This window comes from Aequorivita sinensis, assembly GCF_006346335.1.
GTDB lineage: Bacteria > Bacteroidota > Bacteroidia > Flavobacteriales > Flavobacteriaceae > Aequorivita > Aequorivita sinensis.
This window is the reverse complement of record NZ_VDMC01000008.1, coordinates 14,666-27,401: the sequence shown is the minus strand read 5'-3', so window position 1 is coordinate 27,401 and position 12,736 is coordinate 14,666. Positions and strand designations below refer to the sequence as shown.

At 37.4% G+C, this 12,736-nt stretch carries 11 protein-coding genes; 2 read left to right on the top strand and 9 right to left on the bottom strand.

The window, feature by feature from the left end; all coding sequences use genetic code 11:
* The first annotated feature begins 3 nt into the window (after window positions 1-3).
* The gene (locus FHP04_RS09660) at window positions 4-630 is read left to right on the top strand and encodes a response regulator transcription factor (protein WP_139855903.1); all 627 of its coding nucleotides are present in this window, start codon (window positions 4-6) and stop codon (window positions 628-630) included.
* A 111-nt stretch (window positions 631-741) separates the two neighbouring features.
* Here FHP04_RS09660 and FHP04_RS09655 read toward each other — a convergent pair whose 3' ends face one another.
* Complete coding sequence (locus tag FHP04_RS09655; protein WP_139855902.1) at window positions 742-1,518, bottom strand: DUF1206 domain-containing protein; 777 nt, start codon at window positions 1,516-1,518, stop codon at window positions 742-744.
* 179 nt (window positions 1,519-1,697) lie between these two features.
* On the opposite strand from FHP04_RS09655, the gene FHP04_RS09650 reads away from it, so the two are divergent.
* Entirely contained in the window at window positions 1,698-3,176 is a 1,479-nt protein-coding gene (locus FHP04_RS09650) for an exonuclease domain-containing protein (protein ID WP_139855901.1), read from the top strand.
* 91 nt (window positions 3,177-3,267) lie between these two features.
* Here the strand turns inward: FHP04_RS09650 and FHP04_RS09645 are convergent, their stop codons facing one another.
* The 8 genes from FHP04_RS09645 to FHP04_RS09610 all read right to left on the bottom strand — a co-directional run bounded on the left by FHP04_RS09645 (window position 3,268) and on the right by FHP04_RS09610 (window position 12,736).
* Window positions 3,268-3,924: an HAD family hydrolase gene (locus tag FHP04_RS09645; RefSeq protein ID WP_139855900.1), complete on the bottom strand. Its 657-nt coding sequence runs from the start codon at window positions 3,922-3,924 to the stop codon at window positions 3,268-3,270.
* A gap of 90 nt (window positions 3,925-4,014) precedes the next feature.
* Window positions 4,015-5,022 (bottom strand): LLM class flavin-dependent oxidoreductase, encoded by a 1,008-nt coding sequence (locus FHP04_RS09640; RefSeq protein ID WP_139855899.1) that lies wholly within the window; start codon window positions 5,020-5,022, stop codon window positions 4,015-4,017.
* A gap of 106 nt (window positions 5,023-5,128) precedes the next feature.
* Complete coding sequence (locus FHP04_RS09635; RefSeq protein WP_139855898.1) at window positions 5,129-6,196, bottom strand: NADH:flavin oxidoreductase/NADH oxidase; 1,068 nt, start codon at window positions 6,194-6,196, stop codon at window positions 5,129-5,131.
* 117 nt (window positions 6,197-6,313) lie between these two features.
* Entirely contained in the window at window positions 6,314-6,640 is a 327-nt protein-coding gene (locus FHP04_RS09630; protein ID WP_139855897.1) for a hypothetical protein, read from the bottom strand.
* Window positions 6,641-6,647: 7 nt separating this feature from the next.
* Window positions 6,648-9,431: an aconitate hydratase gene (gene acnA / locus FHP04_RS09625; RefSeq protein ID WP_139855896.1), complete on the bottom strand. Its 2,784-nt coding sequence runs from the start codon at window positions 9,429-9,431 to the stop codon at window positions 6,648-6,650.
* Window positions 9,432-9,602: 171 nt separating this feature from the next.
* Window positions 9,603-10,646, bottom strand: a complete 1,044-nt coding sequence (locus tag FHP04_RS09620) for a T9SS type A sorting domain-containing protein (protein ID WP_139855895.1) — start codon at window positions 10,644-10,646, stop codon at window positions 9,603-9,605.
* Between the two features lie 81 nt (window positions 10,647-10,727).
* A complete protein-coding gene (locus FHP04_RS09615; RefSeq protein WP_139855894.1) occupies window positions 10,728-11,948 on the bottom strand; it encodes a BaiN/RdsA family NAD(P)/FAD-dependent oxidoreductase in 1,221 nt (406 codons plus the stop codon).
* Between the two features lie 68 nt (window positions 11,949-12,016).
* Window positions 12,017-12,736, bottom strand: a complete 720-nt coding sequence (locus FHP04_RS09610) for a T9SS type A sorting domain-containing protein (RefSeq protein WP_158319134.1) — start codon at window positions 12,734-12,736, stop codon at window positions 12,017-12,019.

Genomic DNA, 12,736 nt, shown 5'->3' with positions numbered 1-12,736 from the left:
ATTATGTACTTTGTAATTGCAGACGATTTCCCCCTTTCCATATTAGGCACCCAAGTACTGCTTGAAGGAATGGGGCATGTTGTATTGGAAAGTCATAATAACGGACAAGAAGCGTGGCTAGCTATAAAACGTTTAAAGCCAGAATTTGCTATTTTAGATATTAGTATGCCGGATATGGATGGGTTAGAAATAGCCGAAAACATTAGATTATATCAAATCCCAACTAAAATCATCCTACTTACTTCACACAAGGAAAAAAGCATTTTTATGAAGGCTGAAGCGCTTAAAATAAACGCTTACCTTTTAAAACAACACGCCTTAGAGGAGTTAAAAACCTGTATCAATTATTTAGAAAATAACGAAGTCTATTACAGTCATAGATTAAAATTGGATATCGAAACTGATATCGATTATCTAAAAGGCGAAGCACTCGGAAAATTAACTTTTTCTGAAAAAAAGGTGTTCGAATTAATTGTACAGCAAAAAACTACCAAAGAAATTGCCAAGATGCTTTTTCTATCAGAAAAAACAATAGAGGCACAAAGAGCCTCAATCATAAGAAAACTAGGAATAGAATCTGATAAAAATGCACTCTTAAAGTATGCAGTTAAATTCTGGAAGCCCGAGTAGTTTAATGAAGATTTAAGATGGTTACCTTAATAATTTAAATATGCTACCTAATTTTAATTTTATCAAATTGATAGTCTAGCATTTTAGCTGCTAACAGAATACTGCACTAACCTACTTCTCCTCAAAACTCCTATATCGTGTAAGAAACACATAAAACGCACCATAGGAAATAAAACCTACAGCAGTAATTGCCATTAACACTTTTCCAAAGCTGGATTGGTTTAAAAATTCAAAAGCTTCCTGTATTCCTTTAATATTATTGTTCCCAGTATAGAACCCAGCGTGTAAAAAGAAATAAGCAATAATTCCCACTACAAAAGCGCGTGAGTAAAAACCAAACATCCCCAGCCTTCGAATAACTTCTGAATATTTCTTGCCTTCAAGATTAAATTGGTCTAACATTCCTCCCTTAAAAACGCTTATAATTAAAACAACCGTTTGTATCGCTAGGATAATTCCAATTCCAACAAAAACAATAGCAAGCGTAGTAGGCTCCAAAAAATCGAGATAGGTACTTTTTACTATTTCATTATCCGTAGGAGTAGCCAAGTGATAGAATGCCAAAACTGCTATAAAAACGTAAACCAAACCTGTGATAAACAAACCCATTCGTTGTAATAAGGCATTTCGGGTAGCGCCTTTCTTTTCAGGATCTTTTATACTTTGTACAAACATCCAAAACGAATAACAAAACAAACCAACACCTAAAAACAACAAGAGAATTTGCCCGAAAGGTTGCTTTTTTAAAAACGTGAGTGCCTGATTGGTTCCAGAACTCTCCCCTCCCATATTTAATGCCGCCAATAAAGAAAGTATCCCTATAACCAAGTAGATTATTCCCTTGGAAATAAAGCCAATAATAGCAAGGGTTTTAAAAGAGTTTTTCACAGTAAACCATCAAGTATTAATATAAAAACATAAAGATACTACTACTAAAGAAAAAAATTATTGCTCCCTAAAGCATTTAAACATTTTAAAATACACTGAATTGGATTATTTCCATTTTACAGGAATAATTCCAAATATTAAAAATACTTTTCCTACATTTGTTTTTCAAGTAATTAAAAATGCAATCACAACTTTTTGCAATTATAGATGTTGAAACTACCGGAGGCGGTATTGCAGGGAATAGGATTACCGAAATTTGCATCGCACTTTTAAAAGATGGCGAGGTGATAGACAAGTTCACATCGCTTGTAAATCCGGAGCGTGAAATCCCGTTGCATATCACGGCCCTTACAGGTATAGACAACGAAATGGTAGCCGATGCTCCACGCTTTTTTGAAATCGCAGAAACTGTCGAAGAATTCACTAAAGATGCCATTTTTGTAGCTCATAATGTTAGTTTCGACTACAATGTTATTCGAGGCGAGTTTAGAAGAATAGGACAACATTACAACCGAAAGAAACTCTGTACCGTTAGACTGTCTCGCAAATTGATTCCTGGCCATCTTTCGTATAGTTTAGGCAGACTTTGTAACACCATAAACATTCCACACCTCAACCGACACCGAGCGGAAGGCGATGTGGATGCAACGGTTATTCTTTTTCAGCGATTGCTTTCCTTAGATGAAAATTGGGAAACCATCAATACATTTCTAAATCCGCGTTCTAAACAAGCTACACTCCCACCCCATATTGCCACTGAACAGATTAACGAACTCCCAGAATCCCCTGGGATTTACCTTTTCAAAAACCAAAAACATCAGGTGATTTATGCGGGGAAAGCGAAGAATATCAAGAAACGGGTGCTCTCACATTTCTACGATAAAAAAACCAAGGAATACCAACTCGGGCAAGAAACACATTTTATAGATTTTGAAATTACAGGGAACGAGCTATTAGCGCTTTTAGTGGAGTCGGAACATATCCGAAAGCATTACCCAAAGTTTAACCGCGCCCAAAAGTGGCCTACAACTACCTATCAAATTATTAGCTATACCAATCAACGCGGGATAATTCAGCTTGCGCTAAGCAAGACCAAGGTATTGCACGATTCGGTTGGCACTTTTTACAATAAAACCGAGGCTCTTGAAAAGCTAGAGGAAATTTGTGAGACTTATAAACTCTGTCCGCGATTTTGTACGCTGCAAAGCAATGTTGAAATATGCAGTCACTACCGAATAAAAAACTGTGAAGGAATTTGTGAGGACACTGAAACTATAGAAGATTACAACGCTAAAGTACAAGCGGCTCTACAAGATTTATACGAAAACAAACCCAGTTTTGCCATTCAAGGGAAAGGTAGAACGGAAGACGAAATAGCTTTTGCCTTAGTTGTTGAAGGTCAGTATCGAGGGTTTGGATATTTTGATAGAAGCGACGCTATTTGCAATGTTGAAGATTACGAACCTTTCTTAAAACTCCAACAAGCTACGTATCACACCCACGCCATTATTAGAAGTCATCTTAAAAAACACGGAGAAAAAAATGTAGTACACTTTGATGAATCACCTCAACTCGCAAATTACAGAGTAGAAACCTTGCGAAAGAAAAGGGTTAAGTCTACTGTAGAAGATGTCTTTAGCCATTGGGATTTGGCTTAACTGGTTTTTCTACTGAACTTAGACCTGACAGGTTTCTCTCCCAGAGCTAGACCTGACAGGTTTTAGAAACCTGTCAGGTCTTTAGAATCGGCTAGGATAAATCCGTTAATTTCTCGTAACGAATCTCATCAAAACTAGTAATCACCTTATCTGCTTTGGTGTAGTCTTGGTTTACCGAATGTGGGCTTTTAAAACCTACACAGTAAATATTTGCCGCTTTCGCAGCTTTAATTCCGTTAGTAGAGTCTTCAATCACCATACAATTTTCAACAGGTTGTCCAGCAAGCGCTGCCGCTTTAATAAATATTTCAGGATGTGGCTTTGAAGCTTTTAAATCGGCGCCACTAATTTTTGCTTTAAAATATTTATTTAAATCAAATCGGTCGAAAATACGATTGATATTAGGCATAGAAGCCGACGAAGCCAATACTAGAGTTAGATCGTTTTCGTAATAGTTTTTTATCAAGTCGTAAACCCCATCTAGAAGATCGAGGCTAGTATCATTTTCAAAAAGGTATTTAAAATGCTTTCTTTTAGTTGCCACCAAGTGTTCTGGAGCATCTGTAAGACTAAAATGTTCACACAAAGTTCTACAAATTGGCAAAGTGGCCTGTCCTGTAAACGAATCGTAAAGTTCTTCATTTACATCTATTTTTACCTCTTCAAACATTTTGAAGTAAGCTTTACGGTGTAAAGGTTCGGTGTCTACAATAACACCATCCATATCAAAAAGAACAGCTTTCAGCATTTTTAAAAATTTTTGACGAAGGTACAGAAAACAAAGTTTTTTAAAAACTTCCTTTTAAAAGTAGATGTCAATCCGTTTAGGGTTTAGGCACTATTGCTTTAATTCCGACAGTAATTCAAACGATTTTAATCTCGCTTCTTGATCGTGAATATGGGCTACGACAATAATTTCGTCAATTCTTGTTTCTGCTATAAAATTGAGAAGTTTTTTCCGAACTGTTTCCTTGCTGCCAATAAAAGTGAATTCCATCATTTTAGTTATATGTGCTTTTTCCATCGGACTCCACACTTCATCCATATCTTTTATAGGCGGTGGCAGTGGGGCGCGAGTATTTCTGATAATATTCAGCATAAACAACTTCATACTTGAAGATAAATATTCGGCTTCCTCATCGGTATCGGCAACTACCACATTAATTCCAGCCATAGCATAAGGCTTTTCCAATTGTTTTGAGGCTTCAAAATTACCGTGATACAATCTTAAGGCATCGTGCAAATGTGTTGGCGCAAAGTGACTCGCAAAGGCATACGGCAATCCTAATGCTCCTGCTAATTGCGCACTATAGGTACTTGAACCTAAAAGGTAAAGTGGCACCTCCAATCCCTCTCCAGGAATGGCTCTAACTAAACTGTTTTGATTGCTTGCAGAAAAAAATTGTCGTAACTCCTGCACATCATTCGGGAAATCGTTTACAGATTCGGTACGCTCCCGCCTTAGCGCTCTCGCCGTAAGCTGATCGGTGCCTGGCGCACGTCCTAAACCTAAGTCAATTCTATCTGGATAAAGCGTAGCAAGCGTTCCAAACTGCTCTGCTACAATTAAGGGAGCGTGATTTGGCAACATAACGCCACCAGACCCCACGCGAATAGATTTAGTGTTTTCGGCAACATAACCAATTAGTAATGGCGTAGCAGAACTCACTAAACTTTCTGCATTGTGATGCTCCGAAATCCAAAAGCGTTTAAAACCTAGCTCCTCAACTTTTTGAGCTAAAGCCAGACTACTTTCCATGGCCGTTTTATGACTACTTCCCTGTATTACAGGAACAAGGTCTAAAACTGAAAATGGTATGTTTATTTTATGTTCTTCTTTAGTCATAATATGTTTAGTAGCTATTAATTGTTTTGTATTACTTTAAAATGAATCACAGCGACCATCTTAAAAAGCGATTAGGTTTTCGATTGCCACAAGATCAACTCTGTAACTATAATTTAGCTCGTTGGTATTGTATTGGCCATTCGATATCTGCGTTTAACTCCTTGGCGGCACGTAATGCAAAATGTGGATCTCTTAAACTTTCTCTTCCGTAGAAAATTAAATCGGCTTTCCCTTCTTTTAAAATTGCTTCCGATTGCTCAGCAGTGGTAATTTGACCTACTGCACCGGTTAAAATGTTTGCTTCTTTTTTAATCTGTTCGGCAAATTTAACTTGATACCCAGGCTCACTCGGAATTACTGCTTTAGGCACATTCCCTCCAGTAGATGTATCGATAAGATCTACCCCTCGTTTTTTTAATTCTACAACAAGTTTTACCGAATCTTCAATCGTCCATCCTCCTTTTGTCCAGTCGGTAGCTGAAATACGAACAAAAAGTGGTTTTTCCTCTGGCCATTCTGCTCTAACTAATTCGGTAACTTCAAGAAGTAAGCGAATTCTATTTTCGAAACTTCCACCGTATTTATCAGTGCGATTATTTGCTAAAGGCGAATAGAATTGGTGAAATAAGTATCCGTGTGCCGCGTGAATTTCAACCACGTCGTAACCTGCTTTTTGCGCGCGACGCGTGGCCGCTACATAATCTTGTTTTACTTTTTCAATGCCGTTGGCATCTAACGCTAGCGGCGCTGGCTCCCCTTCTCTAAATGGCAATGCTGAAGAAGAGTACGTTTGCCAACCGTTTTTATCGTCTGGTGATATTTTTCTAGCTCCCTCTTGTGGAAGTTGATGACTTGCTTTTCTACCCGCGTGAGCCAATTGAATCCCTATCAACGCCTTTTGTGCGTGAACAAAATTTACTATTTCTTTCGGCTTTAGAATGTGTTCATCACTCCATATTCCCATATCTCCGTAGGATATTCTTCCTTCAGGGGAAACGGCCGTAGCTTCTTGAATAGTTAAAGCCGTACCTCCCAAGGCGCGGCTTCCTAAGTGAACTAAATGAAAATCGTTTGCAAAACCGTCAACACAACTATACATACACATAGGTGAAATTACAGTTCGATTTTTAAGTGTGGTATTTTTTATTTTTAGAGGAGAAAAAAGTATGCTCATTTATATTTTTATAATTTTTAATATAGACCTCAATAATATTCTCAGATTAAATTCATAGCCTGAAAATCATTTAGCCATTTCAAATTTGTTTGTTGTTTACAGGGGTAGTTTTAAAACTTATAAAAACTTTAAAAACCCATAGAACTTTCGTTTTTTCAAGTAACCAAAATCACTTTGATAGTAATAAGCTTCTCTTTCAAATGAAATATTTCTATAAGCTTGATTTCTATTTCGGTATTGAATACAGCGAATTAAAAACTCAAGGCTGTACCAGATATAGAATAGTACAATCAATAGCTCCACTTGTTGGCGTAAATGAATACGTTCGTGATTTAATAACACAGCATCATTCTTTAATTCCTGATGCTTTAAAATCACAAAGGGCCAAATAGTAATTCCGTTAAAATTTTTACGGAGAAGCTTTGATTGTACTATTAATATCAACTTATGGTTACTGTTTTAAAAACTGACGCAAAACATATTGTAAGATTCCCTCATTTTGGTAGTATGCAACTTCAATTGGAGAATCTAGTCTTGCTATGGCTTTGAATTCAATTTCCTTGCCATCCTCTGTTTTGGCAGATACCGTTACTTTCTTTAATGGCGACAAGTCGTTTTCGATTCCTGAAATACTAAACACTTCATTCCCCGTTAGCCCGTGTGAGGCAGCCGATTCACCTTTAACATACTCTAGCGGAAGTACTCCCATCATGATTAAGTTACTTCGGTGTATACGTTCGTAGCTCTCTGCCAAAACGGCCTTTACACCCAGTAAAATTGTCCCTTTGGCGGCCCAGTCGCGAGAAGAACCACTACCGTATTCTTTTCCAGTAAGCACAATAAGCGGAGTTTTATCGGCTATATATTTCTGCGCGGCATCATAAACAGACATTTGCTCTCCTGTAGGAAGATAAGTTGTATAGCCTCCTTCTCTATCGGCCAATTGGTTTTTTATACGCACGTTTGCAAAAGTACCACGCACCATCACTTCATCATTTCCACGTCTAGAACCATAACTATTGAAGTTTTTCTTTTCAACCCCACGAGAAATTAAATACTGTCCTGCAGCTGAGTCTTCCGAAAAAGCTCCAGCAGGTGAAATATGGTCGGTGGTAATACTATCTCCTAGCATCAGCAAAGCTCTTGCTCCTTCAATATTTTTGAGTGGTTGAGGATCGTCTGACAGATTGTGGAAAAACGGCACTTCCTTAATGTAAGTAGAATCATCTTCCCATTGGTAAAGTTTATCTTTTGGAACTTCTAGGTTTCTCCAGATTTCATTTCCTTCAAAAATTTCGTCGTAATTCTTTTTAAAGTCTTTTGGCGTTAACACCTTGCTCATTACTGCATGTATCTCATCGTCTGTTGGCCAAATATCTTTTAGGTATATCTTTTTACCGTTTCTATCGCAGCTAAGCGGTTCAGTTGTAAGGTCTATATCTACCCTTCCAGCAATGGCAAAAGCTACCACCAGCATTGGCGACATTAGGAAATTCATTTTCACCTGTGAGTGAATACGCGCCTCGAAGTTTCGGTTTCCGGAAAGTACTGAGGTTACAATTAAATCGTTTTCTTCCACCGCTCTTGAAATTTCTGGTGGCAACGGTCCTGAGTTTCCGATACAAGAAGTACATCCGTAACCTACTAAATGAAACTGAAGCGCTTCAAGGTCTTTTAGCAAATCGGCTTTTTCCAAATAATCGGTTACTACTTTTGAACCTGGCGCTAAGGAGGTTTTAACCCAAGGTTTTACGTCTATCCCAAGTTCTCTTGCTTTTTTTGCAACTAATCCCGCCCCTATCATTACAAACGGATTGGAAGTATTGGTACAAGACGTTATAGCCGCAATGGCTACTGCCCCGTCTGAAAGCATATACTTTTCATTTCCATGAGAAATCCAAACCGTTTTTAAACCATTTTTCATTTCGGCCTTCTCTATCTCTACATCTGGTGCAGGGTCGTGAGGTTGTTTTGTTGGTTGACTTCCTCCTTCTTCTTTCCAACGGGTAATCGCCTCTTCCCGTTCAGACGGTTCAATGTACGTTCTGCCAAAAGAAGCGTGTTCTAGCTCGATAAACTTTTCTTTTAAATCTTTAAGAAGAATTTTATCCTGAGGACGCTTAGGACCCGCTACTGTAGGTTGAATGGTTGAAATATCTAGCTCTACAACATCGGTATATTCTATTTTGTCTTCATCTTGACGCCAAAGCATATTTGCTTTGCAATACTCTTCCACTAACTTTATCTGCTCTTCGCTTCGGTTGCTATCTCGCATATATTCCAAAGTCTTGTCATCTATTGGGAAGTATGTAATAGTACATCCAAATTCTGGCGACATATTTCCGATAGTCGCTCTATCTGGCACAGAAAGATTATCAAGTCCAGGTCCGAAAACCTCAACAAATTTTCCTACTACTCCATATTTTCGAAGTAGGTTAGCAATGGTAAGCACCAAATCTGTGGCAGTAGAACCTAATGGAAGTTTTCCTGTAAGTTTTAAACCGATAACTTCTGGACTAATAAAATAAATTGGTTGTCCTAAGATAGCTGCTTCGGCTTCAATTCCTCCCACACCCCAAGCTACTACTCCAATTCCATTTACCATTGGCGTATGGCTATCGGTTCCTACTAAGGTATCTGGAAAAACCATTCCGTCGCGAGCGATTGCGCCTTTAGAGAAATATTCTAAGTTTACTTGGTGACAGATTCCCATCCCTGGAGGCACCACGCTAAAATTATCGAAAGATTGCTGCGCCCATTTTAAAAATGTATAGCGCTCCTTATTTCGCTTATACTCTTCTTCTATATTTTTATCATAAGCATATTGTGCTGCAAAATAATCTACCTGCACACTGTGGTCTATCACTAAATCTACTGGAATAAGCGGATTAATTTTCGAGGCATCTCCACCTTTTCGGGCCATTTCGGCACGTAATGAAGCTATATCCACTACCGCTGGGACTCCTGTAAAATCTTGCATCAAAACACGAGCGGGTTTAAAGGCTACATCTTTTTCACTCTGTTCTGGCGTCCAATTTAATACTGTTTTTAAATGGTCTTTAGTTACAGAAAAATCGTCGTAATTCCGCAATGCATTCTCTAGAAGAATTCGTATTGAAAATGGGAGTTTACTTATGTTATGTCCTTGTTTTTCAAGCTCGGGAAGGCTGTAGTAAGAAAGTTTGCCTTTTGAAGTATCGAGCGATTTTTTAATGTTGTAAATATCTTGTTTCATGGTGAGTAGTGTTTAACTACTAAAGTTAACCATAATTAACTATCCCTACACACATAGACTTTTGTTTAACAATGTGTTAACAAATTGAAAATAATTTACCCTTAAAAATAAAAAAAGCCCCTGAGAGACATTACCTCGGAAGCTTCTTTATATCACGTTCATAAACCTAAACTATTTCTTTATAATTTTTATGGTAGTTGTGCCATTTTCGGTTTCTAACTGAAGGAAGTAAACACCTTTAACTAGGTTTTCTACATTCATTTCTCCATTGGTAAAAACTGCACCGGTATCTTTGCCGAGTAGGTCAAAAAGTCTAACGTTATTAAATGCAACTTCCGTAGGATTCTCAATGTTTATAATGTTAGTTGCCGGATTTGGGTATACAGTTACTGAGGTCAAATTATTTTCATTTACCCCAAGAGATTCGCCTTTAATAGCAAACAGGCTATATTGTCTAGAGCCACCAAACCCAAGTTCTGTAAGTTCACCATTTGCAAGATTTACTGTATAGAATTTATTCCAAATTACCCCATCACTATTCAGCAAAACGGCATACATCACATTGGTGGCAGGGTCAACAGAAAAACCATTTCGCACTGGATATGTGCCACTCGGAAGCATATTACCCACAACGCTCCCCACGCCTGTATTGATATCTACAATGTACAAATTTCCCGTATTGGCATCGGCAACATACACCTTCCCGTTGTTGTCGATTTCCATAGCAACTCCATTTAAAATCCCAGTGCCAATACCTATTGGCGTTAGTACACCGGTGGTAATATTAACTTCATAAAATTGCGTTCCAGAGTTATTGTTAGGATCCGCACTCAATGCGTAAAAAGTATCGTTTGTAGGATTATAAGATAACTGATTTAAAAATTGTCCACCAACATTGCCTGATACGGTAATAGTATTATTTATAGCTCCCGTAGTTATATCTACAGTTCCCAATACATAGTCTGGATCTTGGTATACAAATGTATATAGTTCTCCAGCATCGTTGAAATCGCCTCCCAACATTGTAGGAGCACTACCCGTAATTACTGTACCTAACGGATAATAAGGTCCCGCGAGTGGAATAGTACCAAACTGGCCCGGATTGGTAAAATTTTCCATTACATAAACATCTGTTGCAGCCCCAAGTAAATTTTGTGACTTGACGGAAGTTGCAATAAATGTGAATAAAAGAGTAAAAAGAAGAATTTTTTTCATGACATATAGTTTTAAGGATTATAACTATATATCGGACGAGTATTAAAAAGTCATCATTTTTTGGGGAAGAAGTTACAGAGATTAAAGGTTTTGCGAAACGATATAGCCACCAGTCCAAGCATTTTGAAAGTTAAATCCTCCCGTTATAGCGTCTATATCAAGAACTTCCCCAGCGAAGAAAAGATTTTTACAAACCCTACTTTCGAAAGTTTTAAAGTTTACTTCTTTTAAATCTACCCCGCCGGCTGTGACAAATTCCTCTTTAAAGGTACTCTTTCCGTTTACTTCAAAAATTGCTGCGGTAAGTTGATTGGCTAGATTTTGAAAATTCTCGCGGGTTGCCTCAGCCCATGTAAGCGTTTCGGCAATGCCTGCGGCTTTTACCATACTTTGCCAAAGGCGCTTGGGCAATTCGAATTGTGCGTATTTATAAATTGTTTGCTTGCCTTGTAATATTTTTAAATTTTTCAAAGAATCCAACACATCCTCTTCCGTAAGCGTATTAAGCCAATTCACTTCAATAGTAAAATTGTATTTTATAGGCTCTAATATTCTAGCGCCCCAAGCCGAAAGTTTTAAAATTGCAGGACCACTCATACCCCAATGGGTAATTAGTAACGACCCGTCGCTTTCCAAAACTGTTTTACCATTTTTATCTAAAACTTTTACCGAAGCATTTGTGCTAAGTCCGGGCAAATCTGCTATACGACTATCTTTGATGTTGAATGTAAAAAGTGAAGGTACGGCGGGAACTATACTATGCCCTAAATCTTTGAGCAACTTCCAAATTTTAGGATTACTACCCGTTGTAACCACAATTTTTTCTGCGGAAAAAGTATCGGTACTAGTAGTTAAAATATATCGGCCTTCATTTTTCTGAATTTCCTTTACCGGCTGACTAAGCAGTACCTCGACCCCTAATCTTTTTGTTTCTGAAAGAAAACAATCTATGATAGTTTGTGAAGAGTTTGAAACCGGAAACATCCGCCCGTCCTCTTCAATTTTGAGTTCCACGCCTCTTTTTTCGAACCATTCAATGGTATCGCCTGTCATAAAAGTATGGAACGGCCCTAAAAGTTCTTTTTCGCCACGTGGATAGTTTTGGGTTAATTCTTTTGGAAGAAACTCGGCGTGGGTTACATTGCATCGACCACCGCCAGAAATTTTTACTTTGGTAAGAACCTCTTTTCCACGTTCTAAAATTGCAATTTTAAGATGGGGGGTTTTTTCCGCAGCGTTTATTGCCGTGAAAAATCCCGCAGCTCCGCCGCCAATTATAATAATATCTAGATTTTTTGGCAATGAAAATAGTATTTTGGTTTACAAGCTATAAAAGTAACAAATAGAAAGCCTACAGTGTAAAGCACAACCTATTTTTTAATAAACCTTTTAAGCAAACTCTCTCCAGCCTCATTTTTAAAAATCACAAAATACAATCCTGAATTTAAATCATTTATATTAATGGTTTCCAATTTTTCGTTAATAGTATAACTTTTTAAGTTTTTACCATTCACATTATAAATTGAAACATCAACTGGTTGATTAAAATTATTTTTAATGTTTAAGGTTTCATCAACAGGGTTTGGGTAAAAACCAAAACTTGAGTTATCAAATTCCGGTGTAGTTAACAACACGCTATTATATATTGCAAAATCACCCTCAACATTTGTTACGGTTAGCTGTAAGTAATCATCTACAGGCTCGATTATATAATTGAAGGGATTTTTTGAGTTTACGTGGCTATAAAAATATACTGAATTATGAGTACCTATAAAATCATTTTGTGGTGGATTACAAAGCCCAATTAAAACAATCCAAGGTTCAGTTTCTGAAACTATAAAACTATTCGCGTTTATTACCACATTATTACTATAACATTCATCGCAGCTTGGATAACATAAATAAATTTCTTCACTATTAAAAGTAACCTCTATAAGATGTTCTTCTGGGGGCAGAAAAAATATTTCACCATCCAATTCACCAGTTACAAAATACCAAGTATTGTCAAAAAGATTTGGATCTTGTGCATAAAGATTATTTTGCTGCTGATTAAGAATTATATATTGTAGATTAAATAGAAATATTAACAA

Coding starts and splice junctions, on each gene's coding strand:
- FHP04_RS09660 (WP_139855903.1), top strand. CDS start 4: ATGTACTTTGTAATTGCAGACGATTTCCCCCTTTCCATATTAGGCACC.
- FHP04_RS09650 (WP_139855901.1), top strand. CDS start 1,698: ATGCAATCACAACTTTTTGCAATTATAGATGTTGAAACTACCGGAGGC.
- FHP04_RS09645 (WP_139855900.1), bottom strand. CDS start 3,924: ATGCTGAAAGCTGTTCTTTTTGATATGGATGGTGTTATTGTAGACACC.
- FHP04_RS09640 (WP_139855899.1), bottom strand. CDS start 5,022: ATGACTAAAGAAGAACATAAAATAAACATACCATTTTCAGTTTTAGAC.
- FHP04_RS09635 (WP_139855898.1), bottom strand. CDS start 6,196: ATGAGCATACTTTTTTCTCCTCTAAAAATAAAAAATACCACACTTAAA.
- acnA (WP_139855896.1), bottom strand. CDS start 9,431: ATGAAACAAGATATTTACAACATTAAAAAATCGCTCGATACTTCAAAA.
- FHP04_RS09620 (WP_139855895.1), bottom strand. CDS start 10,646: ATGAAAAAAATTCTTCTTTTTACTCTTTTATTCACATTTATTGCAACT.